The organism is Shewanella sp. ZOR0012 (assembly GCF_000798835.1).
GTDB classification, from domain to species: Bacteria; Pseudomonadota; Gammaproteobacteria; order Enterobacterales; family Shewanellaceae; genus Shewanella; species Shewanella xiamenensis.
Genome location: NZ_JTLE01000094.1, coordinates 3,996,382 through 4,020,786, shown reverse-complemented (window position 1 = coordinate 4,020,786; position 24,405 = coordinate 3,996,382). Strand labels below are relative to the sequence as shown.

Sequence of the window (24,405 nt, the reverse complement as noted above, 5' to 3'; positions counted from 1 at the left end):
CTGTAAATATTCGGATTTTTAGTTTTCATACATCAATTTAACGCAAAGCACTATGTAAATGTAACGCTAGTAAAGCTCGAAGGTTCCCCGTTTAACGGCAATGCCATTATCAACAAGTAGTTGTCCCTTACCCCAGACTTTATTAATAGCAAGCTTATGGTCTAACAAAACAAAGTCAGCATCTTTATCAAGACCAATCCCTCCTTTGCGCTTTAACTTCAAATTACGTGCGGCATTGGATGTCACTAGTGGAAGAATTTGCTCTAAGGTAAAACCACTTATGATCAATGCCTGCATCGCATTGAATAAGCTACTAACCTTACCCACCTCAACACCAATACATTCACCCGCAGAGTCAAATACGGGTAAGCTAGCATTACCGTCGGAGCTTAAGCTTATCCGACTAAGTTCAACCCCTTGCTCAAATGCAAATTTGACAGCCGACACCACTGACACTTCTCCATGATTTAAGAAATGTTGATTGGTCGATGTGGTAAAATCAATGACACCACCTTTTTTAGCAAATTCAACTCCTTGCTCTAACAGCGGTTGTGAGCGATTGATATGCGTTGGATAAAACTGAGTCAGAGGAATATCCGATTGCTGTGCAACCTGATGTAATAATTTGAGCCCCGATGCGCCATCGCCCACATGAACAAATACAATACCCGCTTTACCACTGAGCATACCCCCCACTCGACTCTGCGCTGCCACCCGTGCGAGTTCTGCAACTGAAAGTTGCGAGCCTCGGTGATCTGCAATGGCGATCTCGCCAACCCCAATCACATTATCAATCATCATTAAATCTTGAGTGACGTCACCAGTAATGGTTTTAACCGGAAACTCATATGAGCCTGTGTAACAAAAAACGCTAAGGCCTTCATAGGTTAATGCTCGCGCCTTAATCACTAACTCATTTAAACTGCGGCTTACCGCGTCCGTCCCAAGCGCGGCTACTAAGGTGGTCACTCCGGCAAGTGTGGCATCCGTTAATTGCATTTCAGGCGTTCGAGTATGATAGCCCCCCTCACCACCGCCACCAGTAATATGCACTAAAGGATCAACCAAACCAGGAATAAGGATACAGCCATCGGCATCAACTTCTTTGACCCAAGCGGCATTGGGTAATTTAATCCCTTTAGCAATTTGCAGTATGTTCGACCCACAAAATAGGACATCCTGTAGCCCCAGTAATTGTGGAGAGTAGACCAAGGCATTGCGAATTAAAGTTAACATCAGTGATATCCCATAAAAATTGCAAATAAAACCACCGCACTCGCCATAATCGTCAATAAGAGTTGAAAGCGCCAAATCAGCGCGAGCCATTGACCATAAGACAGCTTGGCTACACCTAAACAGCCCATGAGGGAGGCGGATGTAGGGATGACCAAATTGGTTAAACCATCCCCTAATTGAAAACATAAAACCGCGATTTGTCGGCTAATTCCAGCAATATCAGCCAGCGGCGCCATAATAGGCATAGTCAGTGCTGCTTGTCCGGAACCAGATGCGACGAAAAAATTCATCACAGATTGAAACAGATACATCAGCAGTGCCGCAATAGCATCAGGTAAGGAGGCGAGCCATTGACCCGCATAATGCAGCACAGTATTCAAAATGGAAGGCTGCTGCGGATCATCTCCCCCCAGCAGTAACACCACCCCTTTGGCAAAACCGACGATCATGGCAGCCGGGAGTAATTCACTCGCCCCCCGTTGGAACGCCATTGAAATTTGGTTCAAACTGCGTTTGCGCCATAAAACGCTAATTAATCCAACCAGTAAGGCTAAGGTAAAAAATTGGCTGGCAATTTGGGGAATATAATATCCCTTGGCTACCACCCCCCAAATAACCCACAGGATGACGCCAAACAAGCAAAGCAACACTATGATATCAAAGGAAGAGCATTGAGTGCTTAAGGTGCTTTGCTCAAGTTGCTCTGTTTTAATTAACAAAGGAGTACGATGTTTGTTGGCATAATGCAGAGTAAAAGCCAGTCCTACCGCGGTAAACAAACACCAAATAGCTATTCTAAGTCCCGCACCTGACATTAAAGGTACATCGGCAATCCCTTGGGCAATAGCTACGCTAAAAGGGTTCATCCAAGAGGTGGCAAAACCAATTTGGGTCGACAGATAAGTCACCATCACAACCGTTGCCGCACTGTAACCCAGAGCGTTAAATAGGGGTAATAAGACAATGCAAAATGCAATCGCTTCTTCACTCATGCCATAAACAGCACCGCTCAGTGAGAAAATAACAAAAAGCAACGGGATTAATAATATTTGACTACGTTGTAATTGGTTTATCACGGCCATGATACAGGCGGTAATAGCCCCAGTTTCCATTACCACCCCAAAGGCGCCGCCCACAATAAGAATAAAAGCAACAACCCCAACGGCAGAGCCCATTCTGTCGCCCGAGGTCATACCATCAAAGGCAAAGTTAACTAATCCCGTTTTATCGGTTGAGGAAAACAAACTCACATGGTGGGCAGTATCTTGAGCAATAAAAAATTGCTGTGGGTCAATTCGCTTAACGGTATTTCCCGCAGAGTCTATGATCTCCGTCATCGCGAACCACCCCGCGGGGACAAGGTAGCTGCTGATTGCTGCGAGTAACACAATAAAAAATAAGATAACAAAGGCGTCGGGCATTTGCCGCGCTTGGGGTGATTTCATTGAGTAATACCTTCATCAATAGGATGACAAAGGGCTGGCTTAATCGCGATTAAGCCAGCCCACAGACTGATTAAAACTTGAAGGTGTAACTCATATTCCAGCGACGGCCGAGCCAATCATGTACTGAACTGGCATAACCATTCGTGGGGGATGAAGCATAAGGCGGCTCCTCATCGGTTAAGTTACGCACTGACAACAACAAGCTATGGTGCTCACTTAGCACATATCCCACGCTAGCGCTAAACGTCAGCCAGCTATCTACGGTTTCATTATCAAACTTAAAATCACCGTCACCTAATGAGCTGATATAGTGTCCTGCGATACTGACGCTCAAATCATTCAGCTGCCAGTCAGTACCGAGATCAATAACGCTTTCAGGGCGAGCAATTTCAGAGGCGCCACTTAAACGACCGAGTAGATCTTCCTTCGGTGTAGAAGGAGTCAATTGCCGCTCAAAGGAGAAGGTTTCGGTACCCGCGAGATAAAAGCTAAACTCGCCGGCCGCATCGGTTTCAAGACGATAGTCCACTTTATAATCTAAACCATCGGTCGATTGGTTACCGACGTTAAAGTAACCCGTCCGTAAGAAGCTAATATCTCCTTGGCTATCCACAACACAGCCAAAGTTGTCTCCTAATGCTGCGATACTATCGACAATATTTGCAGGATTTTTAATGCAGGCATCTAAGGTGGTGTTAGCATCAATATCGACAATATCATCGTGATCATAACGCCAATAATCGACAGTAAATTGCAAATTGTCAGTAGCATTCCAAGACATTCCTATATTCAATGCCTCAGATTTTTCAGCCTCTAACCCTTTGTTACCAATGGTTTCTTGATCAAATTCTAGCTCTCCAAACTCAGCACCCGCGACACCGCATAGACTATTGTAGGGTTCGTCAGCGCCGCAATTAATATATTGACTGCTAAGGGAGGTTCCCGCCCCAAGCTGGGAAAGCGATGGCGCCCTGAAACCTGTGCTCCATGAAGCCCTCAGCACCAATTCATCTATTGGGCGATAACGCAGCGATACTTTAGGATTCACATCGCCACCAAAATCACTGTAATGGTCGTAACGTAAAGCTGCGATCAGATCCAAACTCTCAGTGAGTGGAAAATTAAACTCGCCATAGGCAGCATATTGGGTACGGTCTGCTGCGGCATCACTTGCCCCTAAGCCAATAATCTCGTTATTGACCGCATTAACCGACGGTTTATCGAATATGTCCTCTTTACGGAATTCACCGCCAAATACTGAACTTACAGTACCAGCAGGTAAATTAAATAACTCGCCACTAATATTAAAATCGACAGAAAGCACCTCGGACTCACCCCGTCGAACTCCGGGATCTCTTAGCGCCGCTAGCTCAGCCTCTGTATTATCACGACCTAAATTGAAGGGATTAAATTTCCCCATCGCTACAGCATCGACCAATAAATTCGCATTCATATAACCAGATATGTTTTTGATTTCATTAGTCGACTTGCCGTAGCTCAGCGCACTTTCCCAGCTCCACTCCGCCAGTTCACCACGCAGGCCCGCAAGTAAACGGTAGCTTTGTGTATCGTATTCCTGAACTCGACGCTCAGGAAAGCGTGTTCTCACCGTGATAAAATCACTGACGCTGCCATCTTTAAGATCAATATCCTTCACATATTGCGGAATAAACGCCGCGTCACCAGCTACATCAACGGTATAGCCCGCAGGTGCTTCATATGCTGAGCCCGTATTTTTTTGATACATGCCCTCAGCAAATAGCTCTAAACCATTATCCAATCGATAAATATGATTGAAAGTCGCCCCCGCATTTTCGTAATCAGGCTGAATAGCCCGCTGGATCACATAGTCATAATTACAACGGGTGCCTGCCTTTTGGGTGTCGTTACCACACCAGGTTTCGGCATAATCGCTACCATCAATTGTCATGCGAGTATTCGATTCAAACGTGACGTTGACAGGTCTATCACTGTTAAAAATGGGGTTACGGGTTGCGTAATCTAATACGACAGTGGTATTGCTTTTCTCCGTTGCAAAACCGCCCGCATAGGTCAGATTTTTACGGCTGGCATCATGATCCGAGGTATCGTCACCATATTGAGCGGTCAGCTCATGCCCAACAAAATCCTTACGTAAGATAAAGTTAATCACACCTGCAATCGCATCTGAGCCATAAATAGATGAGGCGCCGTCGGTTAATACATCAATGCGCTCAATCGCAGATAAGGGAATCGCGTTAACGTTAACAAAGGAGTCCGAGCCATTTGAAAATGAATCCACAGCAACCCGTCGACCATTGACGAGCACTAAGGTTGAGCTAGAGCCTAATCCACGCAAACTCACACCAGAGGCTCCCGCAGGAGCGCCATCCGCGCCCCCCACTCCGCCAGTTTCGGAGAAGGTTCCGGCACTCGAAGCCTGAGGTAAATCCTTGAGAAACTCACTGACCGATGCATAACCGCGTTTAGTGATTTCATCCTGACTAAAACTTTGTAAGGGATTTGCCCCTTCCATATCCACGCCCTTAAGGCGAGAACCTGTGACGGCAACCCGTTCAACCTCAGATTCTGTCGCGGGTTGATTTGGCGAACTTTTTTCTAATTCATTTGCAACTGCAACTGCGATAGGTGACAAGGCCAAGCCAAAAATTGTGCATAAAAGTACTGAACTTCTCATGGTAAGCTCCCGAAAATCATCTTATTAGAATTTTGAGACGTGGCTTTGCTGTGCGTGAGTCAATACGCATGGCATTAGTTAATGTTTTACAGAAAGCCTTTCGTCTATCAAATCATTGATAGGGGAGTTAGACAGCAGAACAAAACTCCACTAAACACAAGCGTGTTCAGTAGGTTATTCGTCCCACCATTCGGACAGATACCACGTACGATAGTGATATCGTTGGAAAAGAGTTGCTGCAGAGTTCATGTTATAAAAAACAGTCTTTTGTTATTGACCTGTTAAGAGGCTATCCGTAACATAAGCTCCGAGTCAATACATGGCGCACACTTTTTTATTGAGTGCCACCATGAACCATCCATCATCAAAATACTTACTTTTTAGATCCAAGAAGTTGCTAGCGTTTTGCTGTTTTTTTGGCGTCTTAGTTTCTCCCAACCTCAATGCGTTACCTATTTTACAACCCCAAAAACAAGCTCCTCAGCAGCTACAATTTGACCTGATGCTCGTTGGTGGAGGAATAAAGACCTGTAGTTCAATGTCACCTGAAAATTGCAAAATCAACACCGCATTTTCGCCAACCGCCAAACGTGACATTCGCTATGATTTCAGTCCATTATGGCTAGAGCGGGCTTTGGCTCACCCAAGCCTTGAGATGCTCACTCAAGCACAACAGACCAATCTACGTAATGCCAGCTTAGCCGCAGAAAAATACCCCGCGCTAATTCCCTTAAACGAATTAAAACAGAAGATTGGAAAATTCGATCCAGCGTTACTCAACTCATTGGATGATAAAACGTATTTTGCCCTACTCGATTTACTCGAAGGACAACAGCAAGCGGATGGTTCAAGTAAACAAGAGCAAGTCATACTTGATGCCAGTCGTAGTTCACAGACTATTGAACTTTATCGATTGTTTGTTCAGCAAGCCTTAAAAAAGCGTCAACAAAGGCAACCGACTGCACAGCGGCCATTAATTGCTATCGTTACGGCATCGGCCAGAGATCCCTTTGAGAGTGCTCACTTTTATCTAAGTGTGTTTGAGCAAGCGGGCGCAGAGGTGATTTGGCTACCCATTGACGCTGCTCTGCAAAAGGGAATTGCCACTGGTGAATGTAATATGCTGCCATTGTTCCGTCAGCAACTCCAAGGAAACATTGATAAACAAAGGCTATATCCTGCAAAGACTCAACGTCAACATGATTACTGCGATAATCCAAACACACTTTACAAGTTTCTTGAACAAATGGATGGATTGTTCCTCAACGGAGGCGATCAAAGTCTAACCCTAAAAGCCTGGCTAACGCCTGAGGGTCAACCAAGTGACGCCTTAACACTGGTTAAAAAGCGCTTTGCTCAGCAACAAATCATTATCGGCGGCACCAGTGCTGGCACAGCAGTCATGACCCAACATAATATGATTACCGGTGGCACCAGCGAGGGGGCACTCACCTTTGGCACGTATGCCGCAAAGGCGCCAAGTGAACGTTGTGAACTCAATAATTGTGATGGTGCAATTCCAGCTACAGCAGTGACTTACCGACCTGAAGGGGGCTTAGGATTTTTCCCCTTTGGCATTCTCGATACCCACTTTACTGAACGGGATCGCCAGCTACGCTTGCTGATCTTGGCCGCAAATACTGGTACTGAGACGGCGTTTGGAATTGATGAAAACACAGCTTTACTGGTTGATACTAAATCACAAAAACTCACAGTTTCTGGACAACATGGCGTATGGGTTATCGAACAAGTTAAGCAGAAAACCGCACACAGTTTTCACTCTCAAATAAACGCTATATCCCATTATCTCACTAAGGGATCAGTGCTCACTATGGACAAAGAGGGCAATAAAATTGCTGAATTAACAATAAGGAAAACTGCAGTAACAGCCACCTCTAATTCACCCCAAGTAACTAAGCCAGTAGTGAATAATTTTACACAATGGGTGAAGAGTGCATGCTTAGATGAAGAGCAAAACCAAGTCATGGTAAATAAAGCCAGATTAACGATTAAACCTTTGCTAAATGATAGCTGCCAGCTAGCCCAAGGCGCTGTGGGATATCAATCCATCAATTTAGTGCTCGAAATGCAGTGATTCTATTACGCAGCCTAGGCTGCGTTTTTGTTTCAATAAAGCCGTTAAACAGCCATTTACTCGGCAAAAGCATTTACAACAATTTAACAGAAGCCTGTTTTAAACAGTAAGAATTGCCTGTGCTGCAAAAAAAGCCACAAATAGCGCACGACACAGGCAACAAAGATCACATTTCGTGATAACCTTACGTGACCTATAGCACGTCTCAAGCACGTACCGAACCACTTAAACAATAACTCAAAGGTTACCCATGGACGATAATAAACGCCCCCTCTATCTTCCGTTTGCAGGACCTGCCATTCTTGAAGCTCCCTTAATTAACAAGGGCAGTGCATTTTCGGAAGAAGAGCGTATTTTCTTTAACCTCGAAGGCTTAGTACCCTACGCCATTGAAACCATTGAAGAACAGGCTTCGCGCGCCTACGATCAGTTCAGAAGTTTCAATAACGATCTCGATAAGCACATTTATCTGCGCAACATTCAAGACACCAACGAAACCCTGTTTTATCGTTTAGTGCAAAATCATATCAGCGAAATGATGCCAATTATCTACACCCCAACGGTAGGTTTGGCCTGTGAGCGCTTCTCGAAAAACTATCGCCGTAACCGTGGTCTGTTCATCTCCTACCCAAACAAAGACAGAATTGACGACATCCTCAATAACTCAACTCGCCAAAAAGTAAAAATCATCGTTGTGACCGACGGTGAGCGCATCTTAGGCTTAGGCGACCAAGGTATTGGTGGCATGGGGATCCCGATTGGTAAATTGTCACTGTACACCAGCTGTGGTGGGATCAGCCCCGCATACACACTACCCATTACCTTAGACGTAGGTACCGATAATCCACAATTGCTGGAAGATCCTATGTACATGGGTTGGCGCCATCCACGTATTGGCGGCGAAGAGTATGCCGAGTTTATCGAAGCCTTTATGCAAGCCGTGCATGTACGTTGGCCAGATACACTGATCCAATTCGAAGATTTTGCCCAAAAGAATGCGATGCCAATCCTTGAGCGTTATAAGGATCGCTACTGCTGCTTTAACGATGACATTCAAGGCACCGCCGCTGTGACTGTGGGTTCATTACTCGCCGCCTGTAAAGCCGCGGGCACAGAGCTGAACAAACAACGAGTTGCCTTCTTAGGTGCGGGTAGCGCAGGCTGCGGTATTGCCGAAGCTATCGTTGCGCAAATGGTGTCTGAAGGTATCAGCGACGAGCAAGCCCGCAGCCAAGTCTGCATGGTTGACCGTTGGGGCCTGCTGCTCGACAACATGCCGAACCTGTTGCCATTCCAACAAAAATTGGCTCAAAAATGTGCCGATATCAGCAACTGGAATAATTTTAGCGATAATATTTCACTGCTCGATGTGGTCAATAACGCTAAGCCAACGGTACTGATTGGCGTATCGGGCGCACCGGGTCTGTTTACCGAAGAAATTGTTCGTGCAATGCATAGCCACTGCGAACGTCCAATTATCTTCCCACTGTCAAACCCCACCAGCCGTGTTGAAGCGACGCCAAAAGACATTCTGCACTGGACGTCTGGCCAAGCCTTAGTGGCAACGGGTAGCCCGTTCGAGCCTGTAGTTGTCGATGGCGAGACCTATGAAATCGCGCAATGTAACAACAGCTTTATCTTCCCAGGCATTGGTTTAGGTGTACTCGCCTCGGGAGCTCGCCATGTCTCCGATGCGATGTTAATGGCATCGAGCCGCGCGCTCGCCGAATGCTCACCGTTAGCCATTAATGGCTCAGGGCCACTCCTGCCAAAACTGGAAGATATTCACTCAGTGAGTAAGCATATTGCGTTCGCCGTCGGTAAAGTGGCGATTGAGCAAGGCCTATCCTTACCTGCGAGTGATGAGCTGCTGATGCAATCTATCGAAGATAATTTCTGGAAGCCAGAGTACCGCCGTTATAAGCGTACTTCGTTCTAATTTCAGACATTATTCCAATAAAAAGCCCGTCAATCGACGGGCTTTTTATTGGGTCAAACTCACAGCTTAAGGCGCCATCACCTGTTTAAAGCTATTGAGCATAGAGCGATCGGTGCGGGCCTTTTTCAACTTACGCAGGCTTTCCTTGAGCGACTCATCGGCCAAACGGGTAAATATCCCGTTGTATTCCTTCTCGTTAATCGCTTCGTCCGTATCCGCCAGCTCAGAAATCTCCTGTGCAACACGGCTGAGTTGCAACCAAGCGTTGGCAATATAGAAACCGTGAAACTCAGCCTGTGGCATTAAATTACGCGCACTGGCGGGTAACGCATCCCACGCTTGGCTAAATTTAGTTTCTCTGTCTTCTAACAGCTCGGCACATAAACCTTGATAGGCCGCTAATAGGCTCTCGGGCAATTTCGCCATAGGTAACACTTTATTGGCAACATTGTAAGAAATCCGCTCGGCAGTTTCGCGATACTCAACTGATACTTCAGCCATAATGACTCTCTTTTATAAACAACTTAAAATTGACCGCTAATATATAAACCATAAACCCCATTATGGGCTAACGGTGTCACTGTGATCCCTTTATAGGGCTCAGTAAAATACCAACCCGCCAGTGCACCAATCGCAGCGCCGGCGAGGACATCTTCTAAATAGTGCTTATCGCTCTCGACTCGGGTATAACCCACATAAGTCGCAGCAAGATACGCCGGCAGACCATATTGCCAGCCATAACGCTGCTGAATAAACGTGGCTGCCATAAAACTATCCGAGGTATGCCCGGATGGGAAAGAATCATCACCACTGCCATCGGGTCTATCCTTATTGACACCCAGCTTAAGCCCTTCGACTATGACTCGGCTCGAAACTGTTGCTTTAAGTAATTGCCACGAGCCTTCATTCCCCTCTTCATAGAATAGGGTCGCGCCCAAAGCCGTCGCCGGCAGGAGTAAATGAACCACATCGCCCGAGGTTTCGATATCATCCGAGTTTGCCCAACTCGCTCCCGTGAACAGTAACAGTGCGGCACAGAGTAATTTTTTCAAGGGTTTTCCTTATTGGGTGAGATCCAAGGCGACGTTTATACCTTGATAGCGGAATGAATGCAAAAATTGCCAATACACAATGTAAACAATTAGTGAAAAACTTATGTTAGGATAATAGTTAGCTATCTGTTTCAAAGTGAACAGGAAATCTATCTCTTGCGATATTGCCGACGATTCTTTGCCATAGCACTACTCCTCTTCACCGGGCAAGCATACCTAGCTTTAGCTGAAGAGCCGCCACAGGTCGAACAAATATTCAAATTATTTGATAGCGGCGAGACAATGTCCCGTGAAGCCATCGAGGAAAATATTGCTTTACTAGAGCAGTACATCTCAAGTGATGATATAGAACGTATTGAAAAACTTAACCAAATCAAGTGCTGGAGCCAACCTTCAGATGATGAAGGCCAAATAACTAACGCGCTTAATTATGCCGAGCAAATGCTCTCACATATTCCATCTACCGCTTCGGCCCATTTTATTACCGATATAACCCTTTGCCATGCTTGGTTTTTACAGCTAAGTGGTGATATTAGCGGAGCTATGGAAGGTTATAATAAAGGCGTGAAAAGCGCATACGCGCATGAAGATATAAAACTCATTGCCGATGCCCGCAGTCTTCGTGGAGCACTACACTCCTATATTGGTGACTTTTCAGAGGCATTAGACGATCTTGTCACCGCCCAAGGGCTTTATGAATCATTAAATCTCACAGGCTGGGCCAATATAAACTTGACCGATATTGCCACCAGCTTTAGACGCTATGGCGACCCTGAAAGCGCAATAAAATACTATCAAAAACTCAAAGAGTTATATTTAAAAAATGGCAATATGGATCAAGTTGCTGGTGTAACTTCAGATATTGGACTCGCCCTAGATGAAATAGGGGAGCATGAGCAAGCCATAGAGAACTTTCGCTTTAGTTACCAATACTTTAAAGACCACAAGTACAAGCTTGTGGCTGCAATAAATGCAACGAATATTGCCTACAGTCTTATTCAATTAAACCGGTTACAGGAAGCGGAAAACTATTTAAAGGAGGCTGCACTCGACATTACAGAGAAAGAGCCCGGAGCTTATAGTTTTATGAAGCTTTTTATGGCAAAAATCCTTTATCAACAAGCTCTTTACCCAGAGGCGCTAACTGAACTAGCCTCAGCCGAAAATGCTTTTCGGACCATGCATAATGACCGTGGTCTTATTCAACTGTTACAACTCAAGAGTGATATCTATGCTGCGATGGGGGACTTACAGCAAGCCTACTATACTCTGCAGCAATTTGTTGATCTAACGAAGAAAGTTGATAACAACTCCACGGCTCACCAGACAACTGAATTAAAAGTAAAATTTGATACCAGTAGGATCGAGTCTGAAAACAAGCGATTGATTGATAATCAAAAATTAAAAGAGCAAGAATTAGCCTTGCTCGAAAAAAATAAGTCACTACAGCTTATCATTCTGTTGTTGACGGGCTGTATTTTGGGCATAGTGTCGCTATTTGCCTATAAGCAAGTGCACAGAAACCGCCAACTACAAACCATCGCCTTAACCGATTATCTCACCCAATTGCCTAATCGCAGGCATATATATGCCCAAGCAGAGCAGTATTTTCAGCAAGCGCTTAAACAGCAAATGCCTTTTTCGATCATCATCTTCGATGCCGATCATTTTAAAAAAATCAACGATAACTTCGGCCACGAAATTGGCGACCAAGCACTTTTAACCATAGCCCAGGCCTGCAAAGAATTTGCCGCGGACCGCAATCAAATCGGCAGGATCGGCGGTGAGGAGTTTTTGATCTTATTACCCAATACCAGCGCTGAACGTGTTTGGGAGCTGGCCCATGAATTACAAAGCTTAATCAGCCGTTACGGCACCATTAATTTACCGGAAGAGTTAAAACTGACTGTTAGTGCAGGAGTTGCCACCTTATGTCCAGAGAAAAAGCCTCAAGATGAAAGCTTTGCCCGTTTACTGAAACGGGCTGATAGCGCGCTGTACGAAGCCAAAAATGCCGGAAGAAACTGTGTTAAAGCTGCGGAACTTACCTGCTAGCTGAATTATTTTTACGCCAAAAAATCTGATTTTCGAGGGGCGGCTGCAGTGCGCCAAACCATTTTTGATAGACCTTTGCAAACTCCCCTGACTCTTTTAGCTTTTCTAACTCAACTTGCCAACGCTGCACAGTCTCGGCAGGTGTCCCCTTCGAGAAAGCAAGATAAAGATGGATTTCAGCGATAATATAAACAGGTTTAATAGCCGAGTCCTTCGCCCCAACATCTTCAAGTATATGCTTTACCGCCAGATCAGCCTGACACCAGAATCGTATCCGCGAAAACAACAGCTGTTTAGCCGATTGCTGTGGAAAACTTGCCACTAAGAGGGCATTAACTCCCTGCTGTTGCAACAGTTGTGCCCCCACAGACTCTCGATACACACCAACAATTCCCGCCGTATTCACATCCAACAAGTGATTGATGCTGATAGGATCGTCCGCTCTGGTGTAAAGAGTAATGTTACTAGTCGCGATGGGACCAATAAAATCAAAATTGGCTTCCCGCTCATCGCTAATAGATGTCGCAAACAGCAGCACATTTGCCGTTGTACTCGCGATCGAATACGCCCGCGCCCAAGGCAATACTTCAATCTTTTCTTGCTGTCCAAGGCGAGCTTGCAGCATATTCACCAGTTCCACCCCAAAACCAGTGGGTACACCATCTTGCTCAAAACTCATAGGCGGCCAAGCTTCTGTGACTAAACGCACTGGAGCCACTATCGCAAAGCTTAGCCCTGAATAACCTAAGCTCACACCTAATAACAATCGATAGCAGTACTTGGAGATGGCGGATAACATAGGCAAGACCAAAGGGGAAGTTTAATCTTAATCATAGATCTGATTTACGCACAGAAGAAAGTAACAATTGCTGTTTGGCTTAAATGCCCTAAACACTAAACTCGTCCGCAGCGGCTTAAAACTGCTATCATAGCGCCATCTTATTAAGTTCAACGCAGCTTCCATGTCAACCACAGCAACCTCTCCCGCCAATATTCCCGATGCAGCCACCCTATCCCGCCTCGCTTTACAAATTAAAAACTGGGGAAAGGCGCTCGGTTTTACCCAAATAGGGATTTGTGACACCGATTTAACCGCGGAAGAAGCTAAGTTGGAAGCGTGGTTAGATAAAGGATATCAAGGAGAAATGGCCTACATGGCCACCCATGGCATGATGCGTGCCCGCCCCCACGAATTGCACCCAGGCACAGTTCGAGTGATTTCAGCACGGATGGATTATCTACCGCCTGAGGCGGGTTTTGCCACTAACTTAGCCTCGCCGAATATGGGCTATATCTCGCGTTACGCGGGCGGTAGGGATTACCACAAACTCATCCGTGCCCGCTTAAAAAAACTGGGGGATCAAATCAGTAGCGAGCTTGTCTCTCTCGGGTTCGATGCTGCCGACTTTAGACCCTTTGTCGATTCTGCCCCAGTGCTCGAACGTCCACTCGCCGAAAAAGCTGGCATAGGCTGGACAGGTAAGCACTCACTTATCCTTAATCACGATGCTGGTAGCTGGTTCTTCCTTGGGGAATTGCTGATCAACCTGCCCTTACCCGTAGACATTCCTATCCAGGAAGACTGCAACACCTGCGTGGCCTGCATCACCTCCTGCCCGACAGGCGCCATAGTCGAGCCTTATACCGTGGATGCACGGCGCTGTATTTCTTATCTCACAATCGAATTACAGGGTGCCATTCCCGAGGAGTTTCGCCCCTTAATGGGAAATCGCATTTACGGTTGTGACGATTGTCAGTTGGTGTGTCCGGTCAATCGCGAGGCGCCGCTGACTCAGGAGAGTGATTTCCACATTCGACCTAAACTCAAGCAGCCTGAACTGCTCACCTTGTTTGCGTGGAGCGAAACCGAGTTTCTTAAACAGACCGAAGGCAGCGCCATTCGCCGTATTGGTCATCAGCGCTGGCTACGCAATATCGCCGTCGCCCTAGGCAATGCGCCGAGTTCGCCGCAAATCATCGCCGCCCTTAAACAACGTAAAGCCCAAGCAGATGTCGATGAAATGGTGAAAGAACATATCGATTGGGCCCTAGTGCGGCAACGTGCGGGCGGCTCACAAACCAATAACCGTAAAACGGAGCGACTGGTTAGGGTCATCCAAAAAGGCTTACCACGGGATGCCTAGCATCTTAGCTTAATGCCTTAATTCATACTGGCAACAATCACTTGTGTGGCATCAAAGCAGGCAAAGCATGGCTCGCCTACGTTGAGCGTTTGAATATCGGCCAGTGGCATCACCGAATAGATAATCTCTTTGCCACCAATTTCTATGGCTAGTTCAGCCTTATCGGCAAGTTCAGTCACACTCAGTAAGTGCCCACTGACGCAGTTTTGCCCCGCACTCTGGCAGGCATCACGACTAGCAGTCACCGCAGGCGCCTTAAACAACAATAGAATCGATTGGTCCAAGGCTAACTGCAGACGCTCAAAACTGGCATGGGTCACTGAGATTTGGATCTGTTGCCCCCCCGCCAATGTCACCTTCAGACTGTCATTCAAACCGAGTGGCTCAATGCTGTGGATACGCCCCGTTAATTGGTTGCGAGCACTGGTTTTAAGGGAGAAATGCGCCATCACATCTAACAAACTGTGCATGTCGACCGAATCATCCAGCAACGCTGACAACGCCATTTCCTGCACCTGCGAGGTGATGGAATACACCTTAAGTAAACGCTCACCAAACTCGGTCAGTTTGGCACCACCACCGCCCTTACCACCCTTTTCGCTGCTGACGACAGGCTCGGGCATAGTGGTATTCATCTCATTTATCGCATCCCACGCGGCCTTATAGCTGATCCCAGCCAACTTCGCGCCCTGGCTGATAGACCCAGTGTTAGCCACTTGGCGCAGCAAAGCTATCCGCCGAGGATTGGCGAAGGGTTTGTCCCCCAATGACAATGTCAATAGTGCGTGTAAGTCCATGTTCCTGCGCGCCTTAGCTTAAGTGAATGTTATTCTCCCTGATCAATCTTGAGATACCAATACGTACGGTCGGAAATATCCACCAAGGTATTGCTGTTTTGGCAGATAAATCGAGCCGAGATCACTAATTTACACATCGGGGCTTGAATGATCGATATATAGATTGGTATATAACGATCACTTTTTATCACGGAGGAACACCATGAGCTCGCTCAAACACTTTTTACGCTTTACCACAGCCTCAGTCGTTGGCTTAGCCCTCAGTTGCAGCGTCACCTTTGCCGCAGACAAAGAGCAAGTGACTGTTTTTGCTGCCGCATCCCTCACGAATGCGCTGAATGAGATTGGCCAGCTGTATGAGAAAGAACATCAAACGAAAGTGATTTTCTCCTATGCCTCCTCCTCAACACTCGCCAAACAAATCGCTAATGGTGCGCCTGCCGATCTGTTTATCTCCGCAAACCAAAAATGGATGGATTACCTTGTCGATGCCAAGGCGGTGAATGCCGATAGCCGTATTACCCTGTTAAAAAATACCTTAGTGTTGATTGCCGAAAAAAATAGCCCTGTAGACCAAGTCACCCTAAACAGTGATTGGGATATTAAGGCCGCGGTCAATGGCAGCCGTTTAGCGGTAGGTGACCCTGACCATGTCCCAGCCGGACAATACGCCAAGCAAGCACTTGAAAACCTGAACCTTTGGAAAACCGCCGAGCCACTCCTAGCGAGAGCAAACAATGTGCGCGCCGCTTTAGCATTGGTAGAACAGGGCGAAGCCCCGCTCGGTATCGTGTACTCGACCGATGCCAAAGTAGCGCAAAAGATTAAAATTGTGGCGACCTTCCCCGCCACCAGCTATAGCCCGATTGAATATCCCAGCGCCTTAACTAAGCAAGAATCAACCGCCAGCGCTAAAGACTTTAATCAATACCTTCAAAGCTCTAGTGCAAAAGCAGTATTTGAAAAATATGGCTTTGGAGTGAACTAGTGCTGAGTGATGTTCTCTTGAGTGGCTCGCTGTTTAACGGGCCACTGCTCAGCGAATACGAAACCACCGCGCTGCTGCTGAGTCTCAAAGTCTCGGCGGTTGCCGTGCTCGCCAGTTTACCCTTAGGCATTTTATGCGCTTGGTTGCTAGCGCGCGTGGAGTTTCCCGGTAAGGCTATCTTCGACAGTCTCCTACATCTCCCACTGGTGTTACCGCCCGTGGTGGTCGGTTACCTGCTGCTCATCAGCATGGGGCGTCAGGGCGTAATCGGACAATGGCTCTATAACTGGTTTGGCGTAAGTTTTAGCTTTAGCTGGCGCGGCGCGGCACTCGCCGCCGCTGTGGTCTCCTTTCCTTTAATGGTCAGAGCCATACGTCAATCCTTCGAAACCGTCGATATACGCCTCGAACAGGCGGCGCGCACCTTGGGAAGCAGCCGCTGGCGGGTATTTTTGACCATCACCCTGCCGCTCACCTCGCCCGGAATAGTGTCGGGAATGATCATCGCCTTTGCCCGCAGCCTAGGGGAATTTGGCTCGACAATTACCTTCGTCTCCAATATTCCCGGCGAAACTCGCACCATTCCGCTGGCCATGTATTCCTTTATCGAAACACCGGGGGCGGAATATCAGGCAATGCGCCTGTGTATCATCTCGATAGTGATAGCGCTGGCCTCCTTACTCGCCTCCCAATGGCTCACAAAAAAAGCCCTCAAAAGAACGGCAAGCGTATGTTAAACATCAATATTGAAAAACAACTCGGCCAACTACAACTCAAGGTGTACACCCATTTACCATTACAGGGCGTCACAGCCGTATTCGGCCGATCAGGAGCGGGCAAAACCTCCTTAGTGAATTTACTCGGCGGATTAACCACGCCAGACAAAGGCGAAATTAGCCTGGGCGATACACTATTGTTCAAGCATAAAACCGTTAATCTGCCCCCTGAAAAACGCCGAATTGGCTATGTCTTTCAAGAAGCGAGATTATTTCCCCATTACAGTGTGAAGGGCAATCTCACCTATGGGATGCGTCATAAAGCACCTGAATTGTTTGATAAAGTTGTCTCGCTACTGGGTATAGAAAAACTCTTAAGCCGCTATCCCAGCACACTGTCTGGCGGTGAAAAACAACGGGTCGCCATTGGCCGAGCCCTACTCACCTCGCCGCAAATGCTATTGATGGATGAGCCCTTAGCTTCCCTCGATTTACCCCGAAAACGCGAATTGCTGCCTTACCTACAAACCCTAGCGCAGGAATTGAAGCTACCAATCGTCTATGTGAGCCACAGCTTGGATGAAATCCTACAACTTGCCGACCATATGTTGGTGTTACATCAAGGAAAAATGATCGCCCAAGGACCGCTAACACAGGTATGGAATAGTGAACAAATGCGCCCCTGGGTACCATTGCAGGAATTAAGTTCGCTGCTGAGCGCCAGAATCGCCGACAGACATCCTGATTATCCAATGACCAGACTGTTGATGGATGACGGCAATCAGCTCTGGGTCAGCGGCCAATTGCCCCCCACCCATAAACAGTTAAAGGTACGCATTCAAGCGAACCATGTTTCGGTTTGCACTGAAGAACCTAAAGGCTCGAGTATTCGTAACTTACTAAGAGGAAACATAAAAGAGCTCTACCCCAGCGATAATGGCGAGCAAATTCAGCTAAAAATTGCACTAGGCAAAGAAGAACTGTGGGCCAACATCACCCCATGGGCTTGTGACGAGTTACAACTCGCTCCAGGAAAGGCTATCTATGCCCAAATCAAAGGCGTGACTATGACACAAATGGATATTGCCGAGTCCCACTAAGTTGCATGTTTGGAGCAAATTTAAGACACAAAAAAACCGACTCTAGGTCGGTTTGAGTCCCTTTGAAAGGGATGGTACCAGAGGACGGACTCGAACCGTCACGCTTTTAAGGGCGGCGGATTTTGAAAAGATAGTGCTTAAAACCACTTTTATTTTTCAGCAAGTTACGACATCATTATCGCACTTTGCAAATTCTTTGCAAAACCCACATCAGACGCTGACCATGAGCAAACAACTCGAACGACACGATATTTCAGACGAATTATACGTCTATAAGCAGGATAATAGCGAGCGTTGGTACGCGCGGATTAAAGTTGCTGGCAAGTGGATTGCTAAAGCCACAAAGCAAAAGGAAAAAGAGAAAGCCATAGCCATGGCTCACCGCCTACAAGTGGAATTCGAGTTCATGGATGAACATAACATTATAGTTAGCTCTAAACGTTTTCGTGACGTAGCAGATAAAGTCATTCAAGTTATGAAGGATATAATCGAAAAGGATGAAGAAAAAGACAAAGACAAACAGAATCCAAAAAAGCACAAACTAACAACCTACATTCAGGTACTTCGCAAGTACCATATCCCCTTTTTCGACCGAACTTACATCACCTCTATCGACAGTGACAAGCTACGTGAATTTGATAAATGGCGAATAGAGCAATTCGGCCGTGAGCCAGCAAAGTCGACGCTACTGAACCACAATGCTGCCATGCAGTTAGTGTTCAAAGAAGCTGTCGACAACAAGTGGATGCTGGCAGCCCAAGTGCCATCTCTATCGACTAAAGGTGCTGAGTCACAGCGACGTGCACACTTCACACCAGAAGAGTATGAAAAAGCCTTTGATGCAGTGGTTGCCTTGGAGGAAAACAGCCGTAAAGAAAAGACCAGACAAATCCGTGAATTGCTCATCGATTATATGGAATTTGCTGTCTACACAGGTATCAGGGCTGGTACTGAAATGGATAATTTAACGTGGGGCGATATCCGCTTCCAGACCAATGGCATTGCTGTTCAGTTCTTTATCACCGTCACCAAGGGCAAAACCATAAAGCATACTGGCACTCGTGAGATTGTGTGCCGTGAAGAGGTCCTGTCGAGCTTACAATCATTGCGCGAACGATTCCCAAACCGGAAGCCCACAGACAAGCTCTTCCGTTTAGCCGATGGAAACACAACTAATGAGCTAACGAAGACCTTTGAAAAGGCGTTGAAAAACGCAGGTTTAAAGAACTCCCCACATGGTGATAGGTCACTTTACTCCTTACGTCACAGTTATATCACTTGGCAACTCTTAGCGGGGGTCAATATGGAAGTCTTGGCGAAACAATGTGGTACTAGTGTTGCAATGATTGAAAAACACTATAGCCATGTAATACCTAAGATGTTCAGTAAGGAGTTGTCTGGTGTTGATCTCGGTGAAGTAACAGTCAAAAAGTCGATTAGAAAACGCAGTGATAATCACCTTAATATATTGAAAGAAAAATATAAAGAGTGGGAAATACACTACAAAAAAGTGGGTTGTATCTAACTTATCGCTTTGAGACTGACCATCAACAATGCATCCATACAGCCGAATTTGGCGCGCCATTTGTAAAAGGTAACCGAACTTATACCATGCTTACCGCACAGCCCAGTAAAAAGCGTTCCAGCATCGGCTTGTTTAAGGATCACCATGATTTAGCTATCAGTAAGTTTTGATATTTTCATACCGAATATCCGGCGTTTATAGTACGAGAAAATTCTACTTTTGACGTCAGTTAATTTGAGGGGGATTACCGCAAGCCAATTACACAGAAAATTTTATAGTCTCTGGTTGAATGAACCATCTTGATTAAACAACGTCGGTAGTGAGCCAATATTTCCCGCTACAGGGCTACATTGATAGCTGCTATCAATGACCGATGACTCTGTCTGCTTGTAAACGTCGCTCGATTGTATGAGATACATAAATCCCCCAGAAAACCACTGACCATACACAGTACAGTCAGTGAATAATTGTTTTTCAGATTTATTTATGTGTGTAAGATGCTTTTCCTACATCAACCCGTCATAGTAAGAAACTTTATTCCTCTCCCACATCAGACGCTTCAATGTATTGCCAAAGAGTACGCTTCTCGTAGAAAACAGTTTAAAAAGGCCAAGTTGAACTGGCGCAAATCTGGCGGTGCTAAACGCTCACTTTGCTGGATACCAGTAAACACGGGGGCGGCAAAATGGAAAAATAGCCAAGTGTTTTTCAATGGTCGCTATTACAGCGTGTGGGATAGCTACGGCCTGAGTCAATACCAGTTCAAAACGGCCTCATTCAACGAGGATGCTCGCGGCCGCTGGTACTTTAATGCCAGTATATACATATCAAAGCTCAGGTACAGCCAGTGTCGGTATCGACCTTGGCTGTAAAGAGGCCGCAACGGATAGCAATGGCGACGGTGTCACTGGTCGGCAATATCGCAAGCTAGAGCGGCCATTAGGCATCGCTCAACGGGCGAACAAACAACAACGAGCGAAAGCGAACCACGCCAAAATCCACAATCGTAGAAGGATGACTTGCATAAATACAGTCGCCAGCTAGTCAATGAAAACGCGGCGATTTTCGTTGGTGACGTCAATTCCCTAGGTTTGGCAAAACCAAAATGGCTAAGTCCATTTTGGATGCAGGCTGGGGAATGATCAAAACAATGCTGGAATATAAATGCGCTCACGCAGGGGTTGTTTTTGAAGAAATCAACGAAAGTTACACAACCCAAACTTGTTCGTGCTGGGGGGAAATCCCCGCCAGCAGTCCGAAAGGTAGAGCAGGTCTGCGAATAAGAGAATGGGCTTGTAGCAGTTGTGGCTCTACGCATGATAGAGATATCAAAGCAGCGAAGAACATTCTTGCGGCTGTGCATGGCCGTCTAGCGGTAGGAATCCACCTCCTTTAGGGGGGGGGGAGGATGTCAATTACTAATAACCATATTGACTAACTGGTTGCCAGTGTTTCTTAACATCATTCTCAATAAACTTTTGTTTTTCTTTAATTAAATTGGCCTCAACTAATCCTATCGCTTGATGGGCCTTTTCTTTAGTGCTGATATCTGGATAGCTAACTTGGGTCACGTTAAGTTGCTTCAATATTCCAGCGAGCAGATGACGTGCTTCGCTCGCTTGTTCGATGGCTTTATCTAAAAGCTGCTTACCTTCCTCTGGATTATGTGCATACAAACCATGTGAAGACATCGCGAAGTCCCACCGCCACTGACTGTGGCGTATCGCCATAATAGGCTCATTCATGTTATCCCATTTCGCACCAGCATCCCATGCCGCTTTGGCTTCATAGTGGGCTTTGACGAGCAGAGCTTCAACTTCGCGGGCTTTTGTTTCAATAGTTAACTTATTCGCCGCGAGTTTAGTTTCGATTTTGGTTTTGCTGCTATGGCAGCCGCTGCAGCTACTATCAAAGTGCGGTAAGGCCTTATCAACTCTATGGCTCGTAAATTCAACACCTTTTGCATCCTGCTGGGTTGGCATATGGCAAGTAATGCAAGTGACACCGACTTCGGCGTGTTTACTACGACTCCAGTGCTCAAACTCAGGATGACGTGCTTTGAGTATGGGCGTTTTTGAAATGGGGTGGATCCATTCAAAAAAGCGGCGAGTGTCGTAATATTTTTCAATATCATCGGCGGTACTACCAAAAATCCAAGGAATATTAACGACATTACTTTTTTCTGGACGGAAATAATAAGTCACATGACACTGACCGCACACCTGTGCGCCTTGCATATTTTTATCTTGTTTATCGAATGGCAAGTGAACTTTGGCCATTGCATCTTGAGCATGTGGGCGAGGTAAGGCTAATTTCTGTGTACCAGACTCATGGCAATCGCTGCAATAGACGACACTTTGGATCTCTTTGCCCAAATCGGTAAAGTTTTTGGCAGAGTACCCTTCAAATCCCAATTGTTCTATCAATCTGGGCGCATCAGGTGTTTTACAGGTCCAGCAACTGGCGGATAAGCCCTTCTCTCCTGCTTTAGGGGGCACTCCTGTACGTAAAGTCTGTGTCACATCGGCAACGGCGAAATGGTGTCCCCGTGGGCTATGGTACTCTTTTGCATAGGAAGATCCTGCCCAGAGTATGATACTGGCAGGATAATTTGCGAGCATATCCTCGCGCTCAACTTGTTCAGATGTGGCTTGCCAAGATTGATATTGATTAGGATATTTTTGTTGATTGCTGGTATCAGAAGCCGCTACAGATGTGCATGTAGCAATAACGAGAAAGCCAATCAGCTTGAGTAATATGACTGTTTTTAAATAAATTTTCACTTTGTATCCTTTTGTCAGAACATCAATATTAACCTGGGCGCCCATCAATACGGGGGCGGGTGAGAATAGGCAGGTAATGCCATACAAATAGTGCAAATGCGATAAACCAGCAAGTGCCAGCCAACCATAACCATACTTGGGAGTGGGCCGGAAACCAGATGGGCATCAATGCCCTGAGCAGTGCCGCTAATGGTAGGCAGATAAATGCCAAAATCATTTTCGGGCCTTCATAAATATTTCGGCTCGTGTGTCCGAGTGACACTCTGGAGATCATCGAAAGACACAGGGTAGCCATACAACCAATAGCAAATAGGTGAAGCAGGCTGCGATAGGCATATTCATTATCGAGATACCAACTCATGGCTAACAGGCTAAGTGGCAACATTAAATAGGCAAGATGCAAGGACCACAGCATAGGTTCCGTCAGTGTTTTATGGGGTAACCAGCGTACAAATCGGACAAGCTGCAAAAGCCCGGCAATCAACAATAAGCCTCGTGCAACTTCAAGAGGGATGAAATGAATGAGTGATTGAATAACAAGCAAGATCATAGTCACGATAAGTGGGTACTCAATCCAAGTTAAGGGTTCAGCTTTGGTTGCCTTAATGCGCATAGCAGTAAAAAACGGAATGACGCGCCCACCAACAATTGTGATAAGTAAGGCTAACCACCATAACATGGCCTGCCAAATTTGATTGGCAAGGATGAAGTCACGTTCAAATAGAGCATAATAGCTGATGTTGTTAATCACGAGTGCAACAAACAACATAATTGGAAAACCAATATTACGCCATTGCTTAACCTTATAAATACAGCGCCATAGGGTAAGGCTTGCCAAGCCAAGAAACAATGAATCAAACAATGCAGGTAAGATGAGTGGAATTTGAATAGGGAGTAAAAGTAATAATCGTGCCAGCAACCAACAACTAAAGGTCAATGCAAGTGGCCATCCCTTTAATGTGGGTTGATTTGTCCAATTTTGAACAGCAGTAAGTAAAAAACCACAAACAATTGCGATTGCAAAACCGAACAACATTTCATGTGGATGCCACCATAGGGGCAATACTTTACTCCAAAATGACGAAGGAAAAAAACTATATTGAGGAGTAAACCAAGTTATTAACCACAAAGGGATATATAACGCAGCTACTATTGCTCCCCCAAGAAAAAAAGGTCTAAAGCCAAGTCGCCATAACGCATGAGTTCGTTCGGTTTGTGTAGGATCACCAATATTTAGCATAGTTTTCAGCCTAGTAGCAGATGATAAATAAGGTGCGTTTATTATACATATTAAGTTGAGCTGTTATGACCTTCAATTCAAACAAATCTTAAATTTTGGGACCAAGATCCCAAAGACAAACAAAATCGGTGGACTATAGATCCACTCAAATAGGCACGTTGCAGATTATCGGCTGTCAGTAATCGAGTTGAAACGAGACGCAAAAGCTTCAAGGCAAATACTCTGAATCGCCACTACTTCACTAGACGACTTTCAGCCCCACAGCACAGCTGCTAAACAACATTGCGATATCGCAGTTACTTTTATATTCGAACAATCACTTTTGCATTTTAAGATGTATTAACATACAGAAATCGTGTGTTTACGTGCAGTTTTGAGCTGTTTTAGCATAAATCAAAGTGAGTTAGCTGCTATTCAGCGCTTATGTATTGAATATTGAATATTGAATATTGAATAGTGAATAAATAGTCAAATTTTGTATATTAAGTGTTCAGAAGCATTTAAGACGCATCTTAAAATGGGCAAGACTATAATGAACTCAGGATTTATTTCAATAGCTTTGCTATTAGTATTTTTCAGTACGATTCAACGCGGATCCTAGCTAGTTCTATTG

The 24,405-nt window shown here is 45.8% G+C and carries 19 protein-coding genes and 1 pseudogene; 10 read left to right on the top strand and 10 right to left on the bottom strand.

The features are described from left to right. Positions 1 to 66: 66 nt before the first annotated feature. From iadA to L976_RS19285, 3 genes are all read right to left on the bottom strand, one after another. A complete protein-coding gene (gene iadA / locus L976_RS19295; RefSeq protein ID WP_037422206.1) occupies positions 67 to 1,236 on the bottom strand; it encodes a beta-aspartyl-peptidase in 1,170 nt (389 codons plus the stop codon). After that, positions 1,236 to 2,681 carry a putative basic amino acid antiporter YfcC gene (gene yfcC, locus L976_RS19290; protein ID WP_047539402.1) on the bottom strand — a complete coding sequence of 482 codons (1,446 nt, stop codon included), beginning with the start codon at positions 2,679 to 2,681 and terminating at the stop codon, positions 1,236 to 1,238. The genes iadA and yfcC overlap by 1 nt, the downstream gene beginning before the upstream one ends. Positions 2,682 to 2,751: 70 nt before the next feature. Further along, positions 2,752 to 5,358, bottom strand: coding sequence for a TonB-dependent receptor (locus L976_RS19285; RefSeq protein ID WP_047539399.1), 2,607 nt, complete (start codon positions 5,356 to 5,358; stop codon positions 2,752 to 2,754). Between the two features lie 538 nt (positions 5,359 to 5,896). On the opposite strand from L976_RS19285, the gene L976_RS19280 reads away from it, so the two are divergent. Continuing rightward, a complete protein-coding gene (locus tag L976_RS19280; protein WP_173944666.1) occupies positions 5,897 to 7,453 on the top strand; it encodes a cyanophycinase in 1,557 nt (518 codons plus the stop codon). A gap of 250 nt (positions 7,454 to 7,703) precedes the next feature. Continuing rightward, the gene (locus L976_RS19275) at positions 7,704 to 9,392 is read left to right on the top strand and encodes an NAD-dependent malic enzyme (RefSeq protein ID WP_023268525.1); all 1,689 of its coding nucleotides are present in this window, start codon (positions 7,704 to 7,706) and stop codon (positions 9,390 to 9,392) included. Positions 9,393 to 9,458: 66 nt separating this feature from the next. Here the strand turns inward: L976_RS19275 and L976_RS19270 are convergent, their stop codons facing one another. Then, on the bottom strand, positions 9,459 to 9,893 hold the full coding sequence (locus tag L976_RS19270) for a DUF3069 domain-containing protein (protein ID WP_047539396.1): 435 nt from the start codon (positions 9,891 to 9,893) through the stop codon (positions 9,459 to 9,461). Positions 9,894 to 9,916: 23 nt separating this feature from the next. Next, on the bottom strand, positions 9,917 to 10,444 hold the full coding sequence (locus tag L976_RS19265; protein WP_047539393.1) for a phosphatase PAP2 family protein: 528 nt from the start codon (positions 10,442 to 10,444) through the stop codon (positions 9,917 to 9,919). A gap of 114 nt (positions 10,445 to 10,558) precedes the next feature. Here L976_RS19265 and L976_RS19260 point away from each other — a divergent pair, with 114 nt between their 5' ends. Continuing rightward, entirely contained in the window at positions 10,559 to 12,499 is a 1,941-nt protein-coding gene (locus tag L976_RS19260; protein WP_052184038.1) for a GGDEF domain-containing protein, read from the top strand. On the opposite strand, the gene L976_RS19255 is transcribed toward L976_RS19260, so the two are convergent. Then, a complete protein-coding gene (locus L976_RS19255; RefSeq protein ID WP_047539388.1) occupies positions 12,489 to 13,298 on the bottom strand; it encodes a substrate-binding periplasmic protein in 810 nt (269 codons plus the stop codon). The genes L976_RS19260 and L976_RS19255 overlap by 11 nt on opposite strands. Before the next feature lie 163 nt (positions 13,299 to 13,461). Between L976_RS19255 and queG the strand changes: the two genes are divergently transcribed. Further along, on the top strand, positions 13,462 to 14,643 hold the full coding sequence (gene queG / locus L976_RS19250) for a tRNA epoxyqueuosine(34) reductase QueG (RefSeq protein WP_047539385.1): 1,182 nt from the start codon (positions 13,462 to 13,464) through the stop codon (positions 14,641 to 14,643). A 17-nt stretch (positions 14,644 to 14,660) separates the two neighbouring features. Here the strand turns inward: queG and L976_RS19245 are convergent, their stop codons facing one another. Further along, positions 14,661 to 15,440: a TOBE domain-containing protein gene (locus L976_RS19245; protein ID WP_047539382.1), complete on the bottom strand. Its 780-nt coding sequence runs from the start codon at positions 15,438 to 15,440 to the stop codon at positions 14,661 to 14,663. A gap of 202 nt (positions 15,441 to 15,642) precedes the next feature. Between L976_RS19245 and modA the strand changes: the two genes are divergently transcribed. From modA to L976_RS19225, 4 genes are all read left to right on the top strand, one after another. Continuing rightward, positions 15,643 to 16,428: a molybdate ABC transporter substrate-binding protein gene (gene modA / locus L976_RS19240; RefSeq protein WP_047539380.1), complete on the top strand. Its 786-nt coding sequence runs from the start codon at positions 15,643 to 15,645 to the stop codon at positions 16,426 to 16,428. Then, the gene (modB, locus tag L976_RS19235) at positions 16,428 to 17,165 is read left to right on the top strand and encodes a molybdate ABC transporter permease subunit (protein ID WP_156143211.1); all 738 of its coding nucleotides are present in this window, start codon (positions 16,428 to 16,430) and stop codon (positions 17,163 to 17,165) included. The genes modA and modB overlap by 1 nt, the downstream gene beginning before the upstream one ends. Further along, complete coding sequence (modC, locus tag L976_RS19230) at positions 17,159 to 18,244, top strand: molybdenum ABC transporter ATP-binding protein ModC (protein ID WP_047539378.1); 1,086 nt, start codon at positions 17,159 to 17,161, stop codon at positions 18,242 to 18,244. Before modB ends, modC begins: the two co-directional genes overlap by 7 nt. A gap of 223 nt (positions 18,245 to 18,467) precedes the next feature. Continuing rightward, positions 18,468 to 19,769 (top strand): tyrosine-type recombinase/integrase, encoded by a 1,302-nt coding sequence (locus tag L976_RS19225; protein ID WP_047540763.1) that lies wholly within the window; start codon positions 18,468 to 18,470, stop codon positions 19,767 to 19,769. 2 nt (positions 19,770 to 19,771) lie between these two features. Here the strand turns inward: L976_RS19225 and L976_RS23695 are convergent. Continuing rightward, positions 19,772 to 19,915, bottom strand: a pseudogene (locus L976_RS23695) (transposase); the annotation flags it as partial. A 664-nt stretch (positions 19,916 to 20,579) separates the two neighbouring features. Between L976_RS23695 and L976_RS22505 the strand changes: the two are divergent. Together L976_RS22505 and L976_RS23785 are read left to right on the top strand one after the other, a co-directional pair. Further along, a complete protein-coding gene (locus L976_RS22505) occupies positions 20,580 to 20,813 on the top strand; it encodes a hypothetical protein (RefSeq protein ID WP_146128711.1) in 234 nt (77 codons plus the stop codon). Positions 20,814 to 20,874: 61 nt separating this feature from the next. After that, positions 20,875 to 21,165 carry an RNA-guided endonuclease InsQ/TnpB family protein gene (locus tag L976_RS23785; RefSeq protein ID WP_052184036.1) on the top strand — a complete coding sequence of 97 codons (291 nt, stop codon included), beginning with the start codon at positions 20,875 to 20,877 and terminating at the stop codon, positions 21,163 to 21,165. A 22-nt stretch (positions 21,166 to 21,187) separates the two neighbouring features. Here the strand turns inward: L976_RS23785 and L976_RS19210 are convergent, their stop codons facing one another. Together L976_RS19210 and L976_RS19205 are read right to left on the bottom strand one after the other, a co-directional pair. Beyond that, complete coding sequence (locus L976_RS19210) at positions 21,188 to 22,597, bottom strand: ammonia-forming cytochrome c nitrite reductase subunit c552 (RefSeq protein WP_047539376.1); 1,410 nt, start codon at positions 22,595 to 22,597, stop codon at positions 21,188 to 21,190. Further along, positions 22,581 to 23,792 carry an NnrS family protein gene (locus L976_RS19205; protein ID WP_047539373.1) on the bottom strand — a complete coding sequence of 404 codons (1,212 nt, stop codon included), beginning with the start codon at positions 23,790 to 23,792 and terminating at the stop codon, positions 22,581 to 22,583. The genes L976_RS19210 and L976_RS19205 overlap by 17 nt, the downstream gene beginning before the upstream one ends. Positions 23,793 to 24,405: the final 613 nt, after the last annotated feature.

Excerpts from the sequence above, each read along its gene's own strand:
- iadA (WP_037422206.1), bottom strand. The coding sequence starts at position 1,236 with ATGTTAACTTTAATTCGCAATGCCTTGGTCTACTCTCCACAATTACTG.
- yfcC (WP_047539402.1), bottom strand. The coding sequence starts at position 2,681 with ATGAAATCACCCCAAGCGCGGCAAATGCCCGACGCCTTTGTTATCTTA.
- L976_RS19285 (WP_047539399.1), bottom strand. The coding sequence starts at position 5,358 with ATGAGAAGTTCAGTACTTTTATGCACAATTTTTGGCTTGGCCTTGTCA.
- L976_RS19280 (WP_173944666.1), top strand. The coding sequence starts at position 5,897 with ATGTCACCTGAAAATTGCAAAATCAACACCGCATTTTCGCCAACCGCC.
- L976_RS19275 (WP_023268525.1), top strand. The coding sequence starts at position 7,704 with ATGGACGATAATAAACGCCCCCTCTATCTTCCGTTTGCAGGACCTGCC.
- L976_RS19270 (WP_047539396.1), bottom strand. The coding sequence starts at position 9,893 with ATGGCTGAAGTATCAGTTGAGTATCGCGAAACTGCCGAGCGGATTTCT.
- L976_RS19255 (WP_047539388.1), bottom strand. The coding sequence starts at position 13,298 with ATGTTATCCGCCATCTCCAAGTACTGCTATCGATTGTTATTAGGTGTG.
- queG (WP_047539385.1), top strand. The coding sequence starts at position 13,462 with ATGTCAACCACAGCAACCTCTCCCGCCAATATTCCCGATGCAGCCACC.
- L976_RS19245 (WP_047539382.1), bottom strand. The coding sequence starts at position 15,440 with ATGGACTTACACGCACTATTGACATTGTCATTGGGGGACAAACCCTTC.
- modA (WP_047539380.1), top strand. The coding sequence starts at position 15,643 with ATGAGCTCGCTCAAACACTTTTTACGCTTTACCACAGCCTCAGTCGTT.
- modC (WP_047539378.1), top strand. The coding sequence starts at position 17,159 with ATGTTAAACATCAATATTGAAAAACAACTCGGCCAACTACAACTCAAG.
- L976_RS19225 (WP_047540763.1), top strand. The coding sequence starts at position 18,468 with ATGAGCAAACAACTCGAACGACACGATATTTCAGACGAATTATACGTC.
- L976_RS22505 (WP_146128711.1), top strand. The coding sequence starts at position 20,580 with ATGCCAGTATATACATATCAAAGCTCAGGTACAGCCAGTGTCGGTATC.
- L976_RS23785 (WP_052184036.1), top strand. The coding sequence starts at position 20,875 with ATGGCTAAGTCCATTTTGGATGCAGGCTGGGGAATGATCAAAACAATG.
- L976_RS19210 (WP_047539376.1), bottom strand. The coding sequence starts at position 22,597 with ATGGGCGCCCAGGTTAATATTGATGTTCTGACAAAAGGATACAAAGTG.
- L976_RS19205 (WP_047539373.1), bottom strand. The coding sequence starts at position 23,792 with ATGCTAAATATTGGTGATCCTACACAAACCGAACGAACTCATGCGTTA.